The following is an 18,216-nucleotide window of genomic DNA, read 5'->3' as shown; positions in this document are numbered from 1 at the left end:
GGGACCTACATTTATGAAACATCGTTATTTACCTATGACGGAGCAAGATCAAAAAGAAATGTTAGACGTAATCGGTGTATCCTCAGTCGATGAGTTATTTGAGGATATTCCTGAGAAAGTCCGTTTTAAAGGCCTTTATGATATTAAAGAAGCAAAATCAGAATCTGCTTTATTAAAAGAGCTAACGGCACTTGCTGCTAAAAATAAAGACACAAATGCCAACGTATCATTTTTAGGTGCAGGTGTTTATAACCACTATAAACCAGTGATTGTAGACCATGTTATTTCTCGTTCAGAATTCTATACAGCTTATACACCATATCAGCCAGAGATTTCACAAGGTGAGCTACAAGCCATCTTTGAATTCCAAACGATGATTGCTGAGCTAACGGGAATGGATCTTGCTAACTCTTCTATGTATGACGGTGGTACAGCATTGGCAGAAGCGGGTATGTTGGCAGCTGGTCATACGCGTCGCAAGAAGATTTTAGTGTCAGAAGCAGTGCACCCAGAATATCGCGATGTTGTTGCTACATATGCCTATGGTCAATCCATTGACATCGTGACTATTCCGCAAAAAGATGGTGTGACAGATGTGGATGCATTAAAAGAGTTAATCGATGACAACACAGCAGCTGTTATTACACAATATCCAAACTTCTTTGGCCAAGTGGAAGATATCCAAGTGATCGGGGATATTGCACATGCTGCAAAAAGCTTACTCGTTGTATCTTCTAACCCATTGGCATTAGGAATTTTAACGCCTCCTGGCAAGCTTGGTGCTGATATTTGTGTAGGTGATGCGCAAGTATTTGGTATTTCTGAAGCTTTCGGCGGCCCACACTGTGGCTTCTTTGCAGTGACAACAAAATTGATGCGTAAGGTACCAGGACGTCTTGTTGGTGAAACAGTGGATGGTGAAGGCCGTCGGGGATATGTTTTAACACTACAAGCACGTGAACAACATATCCGTCGTGATAAAGCAACTTCGAATATTTGCTCGAACCAAGCACTACTTGCACTTGCAGCTTCTGTAGCGATGACAGCTCTAGGAAAACAAGGAATTCGTGAAATGGCTACTCAAAACATCGCGAAAACACGTTATGCAAAAAATGCCTTTGAAGCAGCAGGCTTTACAGTAGCATTCCAAGGTGCACACTTCAATGAAATCGTTGTGAAAACGAATAAATGTGTGAAGGAAATCAATAAAGGTTTAATCGAAAAGGGTATTATCGGTGGCTATCCTTTAGGTCAAAATTATGACTCTCTTAAAAATCATGTGCTAATCGCAGTAACTGAATTACGCACGAAAGAAGAAATTGATGCACTTGTTGCAGAAATGGGGGCTCTTAATGCATAACGAAAATCAATCACTCATTTTTGAAATTTCAAAAGAAGGTCGCGTTGGCTATAGTTTAGAAGCACTAGATGTGCCTGAGGTAGACCTAGCAGATTTATTACCTGCAAACTTAGTACGTTCAGAGGCAGCAGAACTACCTGAAGTGTCTGAGCTTGATATTATGCGTCATTATACAGCACTTTCTCGTAGAAACCATGGAGTAGACTCTGGCTTCTATCCGCTTGGCTCTTGTACGATGAAATATAATCCGAAAATTAATGAAACAGTTGCACGTCTATCAGGCTTTGCAAATGTTCACCCATTACAGGATGAATCAACAGCACAAGGGGCAATGGAGCTTCTTTATGATCTTCAAACTTCTTTAGTAGAAATTACAGGGATGGATGAAGTTACATTACAACCAGCAGCAGGTGCTCATGGTGAATGGACAGCGTTAATGATGATTCGTGCATTCCATGAAGCAAATGGTGAAGGTCACCGTAACAAAGTAATCGTTCCTGATTCAGCTCACGGTACAAACCCAGCATCAGCGACAGTAGCGGGCTTTGAAACAATCACTGTTAAATCAGATGAAAATGGCTTGGTTGATATCGAAGACCTTCGTAAAGTAGTGGGTTCTGATACAGCAGCTCTAATGTTAACTAACCCGAATACACTAGGGTTATTTGAAGAAAACATTATCGAAATGGCAGAGCTAATTCACTCTGTAGGCGGTAAAGTGTACTATGATGGTGCGAACCTCAATGCTGTAATGAGTAAAGCACGTCCTGGCGATATGGGCTTTGACTGTGTGCATTTAAATCTACACAAAACATTTACAGGCCCACATGGTGGCGGTGGTCCTGGTTCTGGTCCAGTAGGTGTAAAAGCAGATTTAATTCCATTCCTACCAAAACCAGTATTAGTAAGAACTGAAGAAGGCACATACCACTTTGACTACGATCGTCCACAATCAATCGGTCGCGTAAAACCTTACTATGGTAACTTTGGTATCAATGTTCGTGCTTATACGTACATTCGCACAATGGGTCCAGATGGCTTAAAAGCTGTTACAGAATATGCTGTATTAAACGCCAACTACATGATGCGTCGCTTAGAGCCATTTTACGATCTACCATATAACCGTCACTGTAAACATGAATTTGTCTTATCAGGTCGTCGTCAGAAGAAACTAGGCGTTCGTACATTAGATATCGCAAAACGTCTGTTAGACTTTGGCTACCATCCACCAACAACATACTTCCCATTAAATGTGGAAGAGGCGTTGATGATTGAACCAACTGAAACAGAATCTAAAGAAACATTAGATGCATTCTGTGATGTAATGATTCAAATTGCGAAAGAAGCAGAAGAAAATCCATCAATCGTTCAAGAAGCACCTCATACAACAGTCGTATCTCGTCTAGACGAAACACGCGCTGCTCGTACACCAGTGCTTCGTTATCAAAAAGCATAGTCTACAAAACCGTTCACGTTCATGTGAGCGGTTTTTTTGCACCTTAAATTACAAGCTAAATAAATCTTCAATAGTGAAATGTATTACAGGATTATGTGATAGCTAATTTGCGTGTTGTGAGTACAAAAGGTAAACCAAAACATTTTGCTTTATTATAATGAATGAAAAGACATGTATTAGTTGATTATGATAAATCTGAGTATCTTACAAGAGAAGTGCCAAGTAATGCAAAATTAAAAGTTGATGGAAGTTTCGTTGGTAAGTATATAAGATGGGTGTTAAAAGACACTGATCTTGATTTATTTCCATCTTAAAGGATCCGATTTATGGACTTAGAGTTAGTGTCTAACTATCTACAATCGATAGTATAATTAATCAAAATCTTTTCACCTTGTTATGCACAAAAATATGATAGGGTTAGGATGGATCTATTAAGGGGGTTAAAGTGGTGGAAGAAGATATCAAGTTTGGTGATAGTCTATTATACTATAAATGTGATAATATTGAATTTTTAAAAGGTTATGGTCAATTATATACAGAATTTGATGATGGCGTTGCAACTAGGCAGATCAACATAATTAGCAACGATATGTATAGTTCTTCATCATTGCATGATTGGAACGAAGATATTGGATTTTTATTGTATGACGGACATATCGATAATTTAGATTTAAGCGATAGTATACCTATTACTCGATTAGACTTTGAGAATAAATGGCAGGAAGGAATTGTAGCTAACAAATCTCAAATCAACTACTTAAAGGGCGATGCTTCTCTTCCTTTAGAAGAACATACACTCATCATCCATGTTGTTAATATTTTAGGAATTTGGGGAGAAGGCTTTGTTTTATCTTTATCAAAGCAATTCCCTTTAGCCAAAAGGGAATATGTTAAATGGTCTAAGGATAAAGAAACTTTTGAGTTAGGAGAAGTTCAGTTTGTATGTGTAGACCAGCTGAAAGCTACTTTTGTTGCCAATATGCTTGCACAACATTGTGTGAGGAAAAATGACAAAGATCGTACAACCTATATGGATTATGATGTGCTTCGTTTATGTTTAAGAAAAGTTGCGAGATTTGCATTAAAAAATAGATTATCGATACAGATGCCTAAAATTGGTTCAGGTTTAGCTGGAGGAGATTGGAGAGAGATTGAAAAAATAATAAATGAGGAATTGATTTATTATAAAATTAAATGTACTGTTTTTGAATTGTGATAAATTTTAAAAAAGTTAGGGGTGGTATCTATGGTAGATACAAAATTGAGGGAGCGGGTGTTTGACACTTTATACGGTGGGATTATTGGTGATCTAATGGGCGTACCTGTTGAGTTTAAACAAAGAGGGACTTTCCATGTGCAAGATGTGATGGGCTACGGTACTTACAATCAGCCACCTGGCACTTGGTCTGACGATACTTCTCTAACACTCTGCCTAGTCGAGAACATTATTGAAAATGGGGATACCAAAACATTAATGAACAAATTTGTACAATACATGGAGCAGGGCTATCTCACACCATTTGGCGAAATGTTTGATATTGGAATTACTACAGCGGATGCCGTTTCGAACTATAAAAAAGGTGTTCCACCAGCACAATGTGGTAAAACGGGCGAGTTTGATAATGGCAATGGTACGTTAATGAGGATAGCTCCTTTAGTATTCATGGTCATGCATGAGTTAGATTTTACTAAAAGAAAAGAATTAGTTCATCAGTATACAGAGATTACTCATGGTCACCCGCGTTCCATAGTAGGGTCCATCATTTACATTGAACTATTATTAAGCTTATACCGAAATAATTCACTAGAAGTGGCCTTAAAAGAGGTCTTTGACTTACTGCAAAATAATTTACAGAATGAAATGAAAGCAGAGCTAAATGCTTACGTAAGGATTTTTCATGAAAACTTTTTAAATACGCCTGAAGATGAGATTCAATCAAGCGGCTATATTGTTCATTCACTAGAAGCAGCCATTTGGTGTGTAGGTAATTCGACAACGTTTAAAGACGCGATTCTAAAAGCAGTTAATTTAGGAGAAGATACGGACACCGTTGGGGCGATTACAGGATCAATCGCGGGTATGTATAAACAGTTGGACAAAATTCCAGAAGAATGGTTAGGTAAAATTGTCAGTAAAGAAAAGGTAGATGACTTAATCTTGGCGTTTTATGAATTTTGTGCAGCACAGACGTAAAAAAAGTTTGTTGGAAAGGACGGTGACGACATGTTACCTATACATAATAGATATACTGTAAATCCACCAGCAACAGATCACCAAATTGTACACATAGAAAATAGGCTGAATTGCCAACTTCCTCGTGCGTATACACTTGTATTAAAGGAAAGTAACGGTTTATCGTTTACAAACGGCGTGTTCATTTATGGTACAGAAGAAGTTTTAGAAAGAAACGAGACTTGGGAAGTGGAGGAATATGCAAAAGGCTATATTGCAATTGGTGATGATAGCGGAGGAATTGTCTTTTTAATGGACATAAAGGCAGAGGATTCTCGTGTTTTAGCAGTAGATAGTGGTGATATGAATCCAAAGCATGCAACATTGATTACTTATGATTTATGCAAATGGCTACAAGCAGGGTGTCAGTATTAGCAAGAGAGACAAATGAAAAGCTTCTTCCTACTAGAAGGAAGGAGCTTTTTCATTTGTTTTCTATGTCTATTTTTGGAGAAAAATAATTGAAAATAAAGCAAAATTATTACGTAATCTATTATTTTTTGAATTTTTTAGAAAATTATGTTGAATTATTGGAGAGAGGTAGTATAATAAAAATATAGTTACATAAATGGTTAATAATTCCTTATAAAGAGGAATTATTGGCAAAAAATAGTGACTATAAACTTAAAAAATGAAGAAATGAGGCGATTTTAATGATTAACATGATTCAATATTTAGAGCAAAATCCGACGTTAGTGACATTGTTAAAAGAAAAAAAAGCTTCTCTCATTGGTGTAACAGCATTAGAACAAAAGGCAATTTTGGATTCGTTTGATGAAGAACTGAACCTTGAAAATCGTTTGTGGAATTAAAAACAAATAACAATAAAAGGTTTTGGTTTACTATAAGTGTATATTTAATAATAGGTCTCTATTTATTATTTATCATTTATAGTAAACCTTTTATTAATATAGAGGTTAAAGAGGAAAATGGTGTTTGGAAAATAACGAATCCTTATTATAAAGATTGGGCTTTAAAGCAGCAAATAGAGATTGGAGATAATATTTTAAGCGTAAATGGGAATAATATAGATAAAATAACTAATCTTAAATATGATTTAGTAATTAGATCGGCAAATGAAATAACAATAATGAAACCGAACGGGGAACTAAAAGAGATAAAAATAAAGCCGTTTGACATCACTCAACAATTCTATTCTGTTCTCCTTGTGCCAACTAGTTACTATTTATTATCTCTATTAATTTCAATTTATTTGTATCTGAAACCTAAAAATACAATCTTAATAAACTTATTAATTTTGTTTATTTTATCTGTTTCTTTAGCTTATCTAAGCATAGGTGCTTCAGGTATATTAAACCCTTTCGGAATTATAGTAAACCGTGGTAGCATGCTTCTCTGTCTAGTTCTTTTATTAAAGTTTTTGAAAGAGTATTTTGGCTTCCTAAATATAAGATGGCCGTTTATAAAAAATATTAATTCGTTATATATACTTCCCATAGCTGTAATTATTTTAAGTATCTTCGGAATAGTTTATGACGGAATTCATTCTATAGTTTCAAGTATTATTTTAGGTCTATTTTTTTTATTACTAGTAGCTATTCTTAGTATAATGATTTTTAGTTACGTTAAATATAGTATTCCAGAACTTAAAATCCTATTAAGTAGTATAATAATTCCTTTTATACCATTCCTTTTTCTATATGCGTTACCAGAAATTTTTTTCCACAATCAAATTCTTTCGGCAGATATAAGTTCAATATTTCTTTTACTAATTCCATTCAGCTTCATTTTTACACAACTCACTGAACGTATTTTTGATATGGAGTATTTCATTTCTAGATTACGTTATTATTTTAATTTCTCATTTGGCTTTACGATATGGCTGTTAATCGGTTTATATTTATTTGCAGATTTATCAGTTTCGCACATGACGGAGATTTTCTTTTTTGCCTTTCTATCGTTAATGGCGTTGTTCTACATTAAAGAGCGGATTGATTATCGTAAGCGGAAAATTTTATTTTCTACAAAAGGCGACTACATCCACCGCTTGTATACGACCGTTGAGAGTATTGGTAGAGTGGTGAAGATTGAGGACTTATTAGAGAAATTTGTACAAGAGGTTGTGGTTCAGCTTGAAATGGAAAGTGTGTATGTGCTCACATATGATTTTCAAACGCATCAAGTTACCTTAACAAATAAATCCAAAGAATACACGCAGCATCAAATAGATGAGGTACTAGTTGAACGATTAGGCTTGGGAGATATTAAAAAGACAGATCATTTCTATATTGCCTTTATTCATCAAGATGTGAACTATAAACGAATCCTTGTTGTGGATCATAATAAAACGATTTATCTCAAGGACGAGGAACTGCTATGGCTAGAATTATTGCTGCTCTATTTAAATAATTTTATCGAAAACACAAAAATGGTTGAGGAGCTTTTAAATCAGTTAAAGCATATGAAAGAAGCCGATAATCGACAGCTACCATGGCTCAATAAATTACTCTGGCTAAGGTTCGAGGAAGAAAAATATCAGTTGGCACAGGAACTTCATGATACGATTTTACAAGAACAATTGCACATTGCAAGGGAAATGGATGTCCTCATGCATACAAAAGAAAAAGAGGAGATCCCATCTAAACTTACAAAGCTTCATGAACATATGATTATCTCTCTGAATGATTTGAGGGGCTACTGCGAAAACTTAAAGCCACCTCTATTAGATACATTAGGCTTAAATGCAGCCCTTGAAAAATTAATACAAAAAATTCATAAACGGGCTAATTTTGTTTTGATATATACGATTGACCGCCTCTATTTAGAGGATGAGCGTTTAAATTTAATGATTTATCGACTGTTCCAAGAACTATTAAACAATGCGTTAAAACATTCCTATGCTAATACAGTTGAAATACATTTATTGGGCACCGAAGAAGGGTTCCAAATTTTGTATAGTGATGATGGTGTTGGTTGTAATATAGATGATATTCTACTTGCCGATTCTATGGGCATACAAGGAATGCAGGAGCGAGTTCAAGCTTTTAATGGGAAATTCGCATTAGATAGCAAAGTAGGAGAAGGGATGACGATTCGTATTCAAGTAAGTGAAACCCAACATACGAATCCCTATACCTATAAGACCCTGACCCGACCAACTTATATGATACGAGGATAACCAGATGAAGCGGAAGCATACGTGCATATATTTTTTTAACACCTTTTAATCTCTTCGTAGAGGCTACGAATGTGGGTTAGAAGGCTTTTGTTTGAAAATATATTTATTTATTTAAGTTAATAAATCAAAAATGATAAAATGTTATCAAAAAAATATCATTTGGTGAATAGCAAATCAGGAAAAAATGCACTTTTTGGAGTATTTACCTAATTTTCAAGGAAATTATGGCCAGATGACCGATATAATCAGGAGAAGGATTGAGGAGGTCAATAGATTTGAATAAAAAATTATTTTTAACAGCAGCAGCAATTCCTGTAGCACTTATTGTTCCAACTGTAGCAGGTGCAGCTGAAACAGTTTCAGTCACTGGAGATAATATTGTCAACGCAACATTAAAAGTAGAAAAATTACCAAATGATAGTATCGTCAATGCCTATCAATGGTATTATCTAGAGGAAATTACTGGGGAAGAGGGTTCAACAAATAAGCCCATTTCTGGAGCAACATCTATTTCCTTAAAAGTGCCTGTTGAAGCAGCTGGAAAAAGCATTTTTGTGGAAGCAACTACGACAGACGGTAAAAAATTTAAAAGTGCACCGCGCACTATTCAGCCATTAGAGCTCGATATCACCATTCCGACGTTAGAAGGTCAATCCGCTGGTTTTGTAGCACCTGGAGAAACAGTGAAAGTAGCTGGTATTACTGTAACTGATAAGAATGGTGCAAAATTGCAAAGTGATCAAATTACATATAGTTATCAATGGTTTTATAAATTAGGTGATAACTCCTTTACTATCATAGAGGGTGCTTCAGGTAGTACATATACGATTCCGAAGGATGCCATTGAAAAGGATATTAAAAATATTGCTGTCACTGTCAAAGCAAACGTGGGTCTTTCCTTTGCGGAATCTAAACTATCTGATACCATCACTGTCTCTAAACAACCCACTGATACTTTAACGAAAGAGATTAAAGCTTTACTGGTCAATGATAATAAATACAATGTATCAAGCTTAGCAGAATTTGGTGCTAAAGTTACGGAACTAGAAAAAAACTATCAATCCTTATCAGCAGCAGCTAAAGGTAATGTGTCTAATTATGATGTCTTAAAGCGAGCACTTACTGATGTTGAATTAATAACTAAGTTAAATGAAAAATGGAGCAAAATAGAGACTAGTAATGAAAAAGAAATAAAGGAACTAGAAGATGCTTATAATAAGCTAGATCTGTTACAGCGTAGCTTAGATGTAGATGAGACCCTATATACGGGCATTAAAAATCTATTAAACGAGCCAAATGATCTTGAAGAGATAAAAGAAGTGAGAAAACTCAATCAAGCTATTATTAATTTATTATCTTATGAGAATTCACTTGTGAAGTATGTAGCTTCTGATGTTGATTCCTTACAAGCAAGCGTGAAGACAATCGAAGCAGATATTGAGAAATTATCACAAAGCTACCGAGCTGCTGTCCAAAACCAAGCAATTTTGTCTGAGGCTAAATCGGATATTAAAAAGGTCGAGCAATTCATTAAATCATTTGATAAATTAGCTACAAATAGTACGCCTAATAAACAAGTGACGACTGCTAAATCAATCCGTACAGCCTATGAAAAATTAACATATAAACAATTAAAATTAGTGCCAGATGTGTATGTCCAGCGTTTGACTACAGCAGAACGTGCAGAAGAAAGCCAAATTATAAATTTAAATAATGTTATAGATAGCTATATTAGCGATGATGTTTATCCGTTCAATCCGTCTGCTGGTTCATGGCAAAGTCATGTCAATAATGTTAATCAAATGATCAAGGAGTATAAGAGCTTAACGAAAGCCTCGGCAGCACAAATTATTGGCTACGATAGTCTTGTTAGCTTACAGAAAGATTTAAAAGCAGCTGAAAAAGTAATTAAAGATATGGATGCCTATCAAAAGTTATCTGCAACAACTGGTGTAACGGAAAGTAAACTTAATTCAAGCTATACAAGTACTTTAAAAGCTTATAATAATCTTACAAATTTACAGCAATCACTTGTATATAATGCTGAAGAATTTTTACTAAACACGCCAAAGATTTCAGTTGATGGCAATGGTAAAGTGCCTACTGATAAAGCAGCAGCAGAGGCGTTAAAGACGGATATTGCCAAATTTGCGGATGTTACGAAATATTCATTCAATCAATTAGAAACCGCTGTTAATACAGCTTCTGAATCCTATAAAAAATTGTCTTCTGCTGCAAGAAAATACGTGACAAATTATTATTTATTAACAGCAGCAAATAAGGATATTACAGGTGTAAAATCCTTCTATAAAAAAATACAGACTGCTAGAGAAGAAACAGATGCTGCGAAAAAGGCTAAAAAAATTGAAACAGTGCAAAAAGCTTATGCGAAATTACCTGCGAATCAGCAGCATTTAGCAAAAGAACAATATGAAGCTTTATTAAAAAATCAAAATATAGATGAAAATGCATCGAAAATTACACAGCTAAATAATGATATTGCCACAATTGTTTCCAATAATCTCTATGTCGTAACGATTGAACGTATTAAAAATCTTTCTACACAATATAGTAGCCTTAGTTCAAGTGAGAAAAAACTGATTACGAACTATGATATCTTAAAAACTGCGCTTGCAGACGTGAAAAAAGTGGAAAGCTTTATGAAGACCTATGAGAAATCCTTTGCTTCAAATCCAAGCACTGTGATCAAGGCATATGAAAAGCTTACATCTAAACAAGTGAGCCTGATTGATGCAGGAACTAGACAATTGATTATTGATAAGCAAAAAGGACAACAGCAAACGAATGAAAATGCATTGTCATTAATTGAATCCATCAATTCACTTCTTGTAAAAGGTGAATATATCAATGGTTTACAGGAGAAAGTAAGTGAAATCCGTAAAGCCTATGATGCTCTGAGTGATGCTGATAAGAAGGTTGTTAAAAATTATTCGAAGCTCACACAAGCAGAGGGTGATTTGAAGAAGGTTGAAGAGGTGCATGCTATATACGAACCAGCAGGGAGCAGTAATGATGCTGCACGTAAAGCGTGGCAAACAGCCTATGGAAAGCTCTCTAAAAGATTAGAGTTACTCTATACAAACATGTATCCAACGGAGCAATAATTGTTACTTTCAGATGGCCTCGAACAGTTTTCGAGGCTTTTCTTTATACATAAGATTTGTCTAGTAATTTGATTGTCCGCTATACTATGTACAACAAGGGAAGAAATTTTTTACATAAAGATTGTAGTTTCACAAAGAAGGTAGGAACAAAAGATGTATAAAATAGGTGTTGTTGGTCCCATTCAATCCGTTGAAAGAATTATTGCCTTAGCACGAGAAATCGAACAGGATATGGAATTTATTCCGTATATATATGAAGTGGCGACGGAAACAAAGCATCTTGTGGAGACACACAATCAGGCTGTCGATTTCTGGTTGTTTTCAGGTTACATCCCTTATAAGCTTGCCAGTCAAACGAATGTATCCAAAGATAAATTGACCCATATTATTTTTTCCGAAGCGGCTATTTATCGGGGTTTTTTAGAGCAATCCTATCAGCAAAAAAAGTTTATAGAAAATGTTAGTATCGATATTATTCCTTCGCCTTCTCAAATGGCTTCAGAAAGTCTTGCAGAGATTCAGCATAATGTCCATCATATGTATCTAAAGGAATTTGATGTCGCTATTGATCCACAAGAGCTATTTGATTTCCACTATAGTCTTTGGCAGGCGGGCAAAATTGATTTTGCGATTACTTGTTATCCCTCTGTAGATGAAGAGCTAAAGGAACGAGGAGTTCCATCTTATTGGGTTTCCCCGACAAAAACAGAAATTTATCATACAGTTCAACTTTTTACAGAGAAGATCAAAACGTCCTATTACAAAGAGACACAAATTGGTGCAGTCATGCTTGAAATTAAGGACTTCGATTCATTAAAAGAGCGCATGAAGCAAGGCTATCGTATTCAATATTTAGAATTGCGTACGAAGGAAAATCTACTACAGCTCTGTGAACAGATTGATGGTTCTCTTATTGAAGAGGGGAATGGCAAATATACGATCTTTAGTACAAGGGGTGCGATTGAAGGGCAAATACGATTCTTACAGGAAAAAATGTATCAGTTGTCGATTGAAATGGAGACAAAGGTGACAGCAGGCATTGGCTTTGCTCAAACAGTGTTCAATGCTGAGTTACATGCTCACCGAGGACTAAGACAGACGAAGAAAAATGAGGCTATTGACATCGTGATGATACAGGATGATGGCACCATTATTGAATCAGTAGGGAATGTAGAAGAGCTATCATATTCCTACCGAGCAGAAGACCCTTATATTTTAGAAAAACTAAAAAAAGGGAATATTAGTATTAAAACCTATATGAAAATCCATGCACTTGTACAAAAAATGCATTGGAAGCATTTTACGACAAAGGATTTAGCGACACAACTGCAAATGAGCGAGAGAAATGCCCAACGAATCGTAGCAGATTTATGTAATGTAGATTTGGCGAGAATTTGTGGGGAAGAATTGCAGCATACTCGAGGCAGACCTATTAAAATGTATCAACTTGTCTGAAAAATTACAGAAATGTTCCAAACCAATAAATGGTGTGGGACATTTTTTTATGCTTTTTGCAGCCTTAAATACTGATAAATCACTAAATTCAGCGGTTATTTAGGTAAATAATATGGATTTACGAAGACGATTATCTATTAGAAATTTTCAAAAAAATCTTGTCTTTTTATTGAACTTTGATTATTATACGAATATATAACGAAAATGTCGGTATATAAAAGGGGATTTACGGACAAGGGGGCAAGCATATTCAAGAGTAGTCGTGGCAATAAAGAGAGGATTTCTATATATGGGAGGGATATAAATGACAACAAATGAAATAACGAAGAAATCTAGAAATGTCATCCTTGCACTTTTATTTTTAGGCTGGTCTTTAGGGAATTTAGATCGCTATATTATGAACTATGCAGTGGTTTCGATTACAGGGGATTTGCAACTGGATGCATCTTCTACGGGTATTATTTTAAGCGCTTTCTTTTTAGGCTATGCCATTATGCAAATACCGGGTGGCTGGCTGGCCGATAAATTTGGCGCAAAACGAGTTTTATTGATGGCTGTTATTATGTGGTCTATTTTTACGGGTCTAACAGCTATTGCGTGGTCCTTAACAGCGATGATTGTGATTCGTTTTTTATTTGGCATTGGTGAGGGTGGTTTTCAGCCATCAAGCTCTAAAATTATTGCTACGATTTTTCCAAAAGAGGAAAGAGGTAGAGCGATGTCCATTATGCTTACTTCTGGTGGCATTGTTTCACTCATCGTCCCTTTACTAGCTGCTTATTTATTAGGAACAATTGGCTGGCGCATGATGTTTATCATTATTGGGGCAATTGGAGCAATAATTGCCTTTTTATATTGGAAATACATTAAACTCCCACAAGATGAGGCAGCTATAGCTGGAACAGAAAATACTACGAACAAAGTGAATTTTAAAGAATTATTGAAAACACCCCTAATGTGGAATTTAATCATTGCTTATTTTTGTATTTATGCAGTGAACTGGGGATTAGTTTCTTGGATTCCAACATATCTTCAAAAAAATCGAGGCTTGGATTTAATGTCTATTGGTTGGGCACAAACAATACCTGCCATTACAACGATAATTGGTGTATATGGTAGTGGCTATATCATTGATAAGTTACCAAAAGGTATGGAGAAAGTGTTAGGCTCCATCTCCTGCGCAGTCATTGGTCTTTTATTGTATTTAATGTTTACTGCCAAAACAGTGACGTTATTTATTGGTTACCAAACAGTCGTGTCGATATTTATTGCGTTTGTCATTACATTACTACCTGTTATTGTACTCAAGAAATTACCTTCTTCTATCACAGGTTCTGCAATGGGGATTGCCAATACAGGTGGACAATTAGCAGGATTTGTTACACCAATGGCAATTGGATTTATGGTTGATGCCTTTAATGGCTCCTTTGATGCAGCCTTTTGGATGTTAATTGGCTTTGCACTTATCTGTATTGTGTCGCTTGTCACACTAAACGACCAAAAAGGAACATTGTTAAAAGCATAATGAAATTGGAGGGACAAATATGAGTTATCATGAAAAAATTTCAACGTTAATTGAAGCAAAACAGCAAGCTACAGTAGCATTAAGCGATGCGATTTGGGCTGTGCCCGAGCTTCATTTTCAAGAAAAGAAATCGATGGAATATATGAAACAGGCACTAGAAAAAGAGGGTTTTAAAACAAAAGTCGGTGTTGCTGGTCTTGAAACAGCGCTTGTTGGAACTTATGGTTCTGGCAAGCCAGTTATTGCCTTTTTAGGTGAATATGATGCGCTTCCAGGCTTGAGTCAAAAAGGTGGGGCAACACAACATGAGCCTATTGTGGATGGTGGAAGCGGACATGGCTGTGGTCATAACTTATTAGGTACTGGCGCACTCGCAGCTGCTGTTGCTGTAAAAGATTATTTAGAGCAAAATCATCAGTCAGCAACAATCCGCTTTTACGGTTGTCCTGCAGAGGAGAATGGATCTGGTAAAGCTTATATGGCAAAGGCTGGCCTTTTTGATGATGTTGATATCGCGATCTCTTGGCATCCAGGTACGTTTTCGACTGTGATGACATGTAGTTCTCTAGCAAACTATGCAGCAACGTTTAAGTTTACGGGCAAAAGTGCTCATGCCGCAGCTGCACCACATCTTGGACGAAGTGCTTTAGATGCTGTTGAGCTTATGAATGTTGGGGTAAACTACTTACGAGAACACATCATTCCAGAAGCTCGTGTGCATTATGCCATTACTAATTCAGGCGGGACTTCGCCAAATGTAGTTCAACCGTATGCAGAGGTAACGTATCTAGTTAGGGCACCTAAAAAGCAGCAAGTGCAGGAAATTTATCAGCGCGTTGAGAACATTGCAAAGGGTGCCACAATGATGACAGGGACGTCAGTGGACATTGAGTTTGAAGGTGCTGCTTCGAATCTTATTACAAATAAAACACTTTATGATGTGATGTATCAACAAATACTTGAAATCGGTATGCCAGACTATACAATAGAGGATGAACAGTATGCGCAGGCTATTTTCAATACGTTTACACCAGAAGTACAAGCAGCTTCATTAGTGGGCTTGCGTAAAGAAGATGCCAAGCTATTACAAGAAAAAGTGATTGCTAATCATGTTCCAGGCATGCTACCTGAATTTATTATGGGTGGCTCTACAGATGTTGGAGATGTTAGCTGGAACGTACCAACCGTGCAGTGTACAACTGTATGCATGGCATTAGGGACACCATTACATACATGGCAGGTAGTGTCTCAAGGAGTTACCCCAATAGCGCATAAAGGAATGCTACAGGCTGCTAAAATTATGGCTTGTACAGCCTTAGCGTTGCTGGATAATCCTCTATATATTGAAAAAGCGAAAAAGGAATGGCAAGAACGTCTTGATGGTGAAACATATCAATCTTTAATTCCAGATGGAACACAGCCACCTAAGCGCTAACAGGATAGAGTCTTCATAGGAGAACTATGGAGGCTCTGTTTTTGCCTCATTTTGAAAGGAGAACGCAACATGTCAACACAACCGAATCATCAGCATCAACTTTTAGCACAGTGGGTATCACAGTATCGTGCTACTGCCAAAGAAGGGCAATGCGCTAGTTATATCCCTGCTTTAGCCCAAAAAGATCCCAACCAATTAGCTGTGGCGATTGTTGGGACTGAAGGCCATGAAATCAAAGCGGGAGATACTGAAGAACTATTTACCCTTCAAAGCGTTTCCAAGGTCATTACCTTTATTTTAGCCTGTATGGATCGAGGCTTACCATATGTTTTAGAAAGAGTAGATGTTGAACCAACAGGAGATACCTTTAACTCAATTATTCGCTTAGAAAGTCATCAGCCAGGTAAACCCTTTAACCCGATGATTAATGCTGGAGCTATTACGGTATCTTCCATGTTGGCTGGTCATTCTCCACAAGAGAAGGTCACTAAGATTCTACAATTTTTAGAACAAATCATTGGAAAGCAATTAAGTATCAATGAAGAAGTATTCCAGTCAGAGTGGCAAACGGCTAATCGTAATCGAGCATTAGCCTACTACTTAATGGATTCTGGGTTCTTAGATTGTCCAGTAGAAGCGGCGCTTGAGGTTTATTTGAAGCAATGTGCAATTGAAGTCAATGTATCAGATTTAGCCATGATTGGCCTAGTTATTGCGAATGATGGCTATCACCCACTGTTAAAGAAACAGCTATTCCCTAAACAAGTGGCAAAATTAGCAAAGGCTTTGATGGTGACATGTGGTATGTACAATGCCTCAGGGAAGTTTGCGGCATTCATCGGCCTTCCTGCCAAAAGTGGTGTATCAGGCGCGATTCTTGCGGCTGTTCCAGGGCATGCAGGCCTGCACTCGCCGTTTCCTACTGGCTGTGGTATTGGAATTTACGGACCAGCGATTGATCCAATAGGAAACAGTGTGGCAGGTGTAAAGTTGCTAAAACAGCTAGCAACAGAATGGGATATGACGATTTTTTAATGAGTAAAGATGATTTCAGCGCTTAGTCTGAAGTCATCTTTTTTTCATTTTATAAATAATAAATAAAGCGATAAACCAAATTGGTGTTAACAGCAGTGCTGTACGCGTAGCCTCAGAAATAAACATCACAATTAATAAAAAGGCAAAAAATGCAAGCACAACGTAGTTGATAAAAGGTGTCAGTGGTGCTTTGAAGATGGAAGCTTCATGTAAATCACGTTTTTTTCGTTTGTAGATGATGTGCGAAATGATGATAATGCTCCACACCCATATAAAACAAATTGCACTGATTGTCGTCACAACACTAAAGGCGTTCTCTGGCATCAACTTACTTAACAGAGCACCAATTGATACAACAATAGCGGAAATAACGAGTGCATTACTTGGCACACTGTTTCTGTTGAGTTTTGCGAATGCTGGAGATGCCTGTTTATTGTTACCAAGATTATAGAGCATCCGACTTGTGGAGAATAACCCACTGTTACCTGCTGAAGCCGCTGAAGTAAGCACAACAAAATTGATAATACCAGCAGCAATCGGGATACCTGCTAATGTAAAGACTTGGACAAAGGGGCTGCTTGAAGCAGACATCTCATACCATGGGTTAATGCATAAAATGACAAATAATGCCCCTACATAGAAAAGTAAAATGCGAAATGGAATTTTATTAATGGCAGAAGGAATATTTTTTTGAGGATCTGCTGTTTCAGCTGCTGAAACCCCCACTAATTCCACCCCAACAAATGCAAAGACAACCATTTGGAAGGCCATTAAAAAGCCGTATATACCATTTGGGAACATGCCTCCATGTGCCCACAGATTTTCAACTGATACTGTTCCTGAACTAGTTTGAAAGCCAGTTACTAACATAAAAAGACCAATAATAATAAGCGCTACAATCGTAATAACTTTAATAATAGCGAACCAAAATTCTAGCTCACCAAAAAGCTTAACAGTTAATAGATTTAGTAGTAGTAACAATACGAGGCAACCAATGGCTGGCACCCATTGTGGGATATCAAACCAATATTGTGTATAAACCCCCACCGCAATAATGTCTGCCATCGCCGTCATAATCCAACAGAACCAGTATGTCCAACCTGTTACATAACCTGCCCAAGGCCCTATGTATTCGGATGCAAAATCCGTAAATGAAGTGTAGCCTGCATTGGATAGTAATAATTCACCTAAGGCACGCATCACAAAAAATAGCGCTGTCCCTACAATTAAGTAAGCTAGGATGATCGAAGGCCCTGCTAAGGCAATGGCTTTCCCAGAGCCTAAAAATAAACCAGTTCCAATTGTTCCACCAATGGCAATAAGCTGCACATGGCGATTTTTTAAATCTCGTTTTAATTGTTGCTGTTCCACGTTAATCCCCCTCAAAGATGCATAAAAAACTATGGCTGGAAAAATAAAAAGAGACTAGTTGTGACACTAGTCTCGGAAAAAC

Annotated in this window: 13 protein-coding genes; 12 read left to right on the top strand and 1 reads right to left on the bottom strand. The window is 36.7% G+C overall.

What is annotated here, in order from left to right:
- The first annotated feature begins 13 nt into the window (after nucleotides 1–13).
- From gcvPA to RCJ95_RS00750, 12 genes are all read left to right on the top strand, one after another.
- On the top strand, nucleotides 14–1,360 hold the full coding sequence (gene gcvPA / locus RCJ95_RS00805) for an aminomethyl-transferring glycine dehydrogenase subunit GcvPA (protein WP_221680138.1): 1,347 nt from the start codon (nucleotides 14–16) through the stop codon (nucleotides 1,358–1,360).
- On the top strand, nucleotides 1,353–2,816 hold the full coding sequence (gene gcvPB / locus RCJ95_RS00800) for an aminomethyl-transferring glycine dehydrogenase subunit GcvPB (protein ID WP_048392265.1): 1,464 nt from the start codon (nucleotides 1,353–1,355) through the stop codon (nucleotides 2,814–2,816). The genes gcvPA and gcvPB overlap by 8 nt, the downstream gene beginning before the upstream one ends.
- 448 nt (nucleotides 2,817–3,264) lie before the next feature.
- The gene (locus RCJ95_RS00795; RefSeq protein WP_446721793.1) at nucleotides 3,265–4,032 is read left to right on the top strand and encodes a macro domain-containing protein; all 768 of its coding nucleotides are present in this window, start codon (nucleotides 3,265–3,267) and stop codon (nucleotides 4,030–4,032) included.
- 30 nt (nucleotides 4,033–4,062) lie between these two features.
- Nucleotides 4,063–5,010 (top strand): ADP-ribosylglycohydrolase family protein, encoded by a 948-nt coding sequence (locus RCJ95_RS00790; protein WP_257520164.1) that lies wholly within the window; start codon nucleotides 4,063–4,065, stop codon nucleotides 5,008–5,010.
- A gap of 30 nt (nucleotides 5,011–5,040) precedes the next feature.
- The gene (locus tag RCJ95_RS00785) at nucleotides 5,041–5,424 is read left to right on the top strand and encodes an SMI1/KNR4 family protein (protein ID WP_446721792.1); all 384 of its coding nucleotides are present in this window, start codon (nucleotides 5,041–5,043) and stop codon (nucleotides 5,422–5,424) included.
- Between the two features lie 278 nt (nucleotides 5,425–5,702).
- Nucleotides 5,703–5,861, top strand: coding sequence for a competence pheromone ComX (gene comX, locus RCJ95_RS00780; RefSeq protein ID WP_004231062.1), 159 nt, complete (start codon nucleotides 5,703–5,705; stop codon nucleotides 5,859–5,861).
- The gene (locus RCJ95_RS00775) at nucleotides 5,852–8,188 is read left to right on the top strand and encodes a sensor histidine kinase (protein ID WP_446721791.1); all 2,337 of its coding nucleotides are present in this window, start codon (nucleotides 5,852–5,854) and stop codon (nucleotides 8,186–8,188) included. Before comX ends, RCJ95_RS00775 begins: the two co-directional genes overlap by 10 nt.
- A 275-nt stretch (nucleotides 8,189–8,463) precedes the next feature.
- Nucleotides 8,464–11,313, top strand: a complete 2,850-nt coding sequence (locus tag RCJ95_RS00770) for a hypothetical protein (RefSeq protein ID WP_369578943.1) — start codon at nucleotides 8,464–8,466, stop codon at nucleotides 11,311–11,313.
- A gap of 153 nt (nucleotides 11,314–11,466) precedes the next feature.
- Complete coding sequence (locus tag RCJ95_RS00765; RefSeq protein WP_221680144.1) at nucleotides 11,467–12,768, top strand: hypothetical protein; 1,302 nt, start codon at nucleotides 11,467–11,469, stop codon at nucleotides 12,766–12,768.
- A 304-nt stretch (nucleotides 12,769–13,072) separates the two neighbouring features.
- Complete coding sequence (locus RCJ95_RS00760; protein WP_221680145.1) at nucleotides 13,073–14,293, top strand: MFS transporter; 1,221 nt, start codon at nucleotides 13,073–13,075, stop codon at nucleotides 14,291–14,293.
- Between the two features lie 19 nt (nucleotides 14,294–14,312).
- Nucleotides 14,313–15,728, top strand: a complete 1,416-nt coding sequence (locus tag RCJ95_RS00755) for a M20 family metallopeptidase (protein WP_446721790.1) — start codon at nucleotides 14,313–14,315, stop codon at nucleotides 15,726–15,728.
- Nucleotides 15,729–15,797: 69 nt separating this feature from the next.
- Nucleotides 15,798–16,763 (top strand): glutaminase, encoded by a 966-nt coding sequence (locus RCJ95_RS00750; RefSeq protein WP_009370192.1) that lies wholly within the window; start codon nucleotides 15,798–15,800, stop codon nucleotides 16,761–16,763.
- 33 nt (nucleotides 16,764–16,796) lie between these two features.
- Here RCJ95_RS00750 and RCJ95_RS00745 read toward each other — a convergent pair whose 3' ends face one another.
- Nucleotides 16,797–18,134 (bottom strand): amino acid permease, encoded by a 1,338-nt coding sequence (locus RCJ95_RS00745; RefSeq protein ID WP_221680147.1) that lies wholly within the window; start codon nucleotides 18,132–18,134, stop codon nucleotides 16,797–16,799.
- Nucleotides 18,135–18,216 lie beyond the last annotated feature (82 nt).

Source organism: Lysinibacillus sp. BSL11, assembly GCF_052928325.1.
The sequence above is the reverse complement of the archived record's forward strand: the minus strand, read 5'-3'. Positions and strand labels throughout refer to the sequence as shown.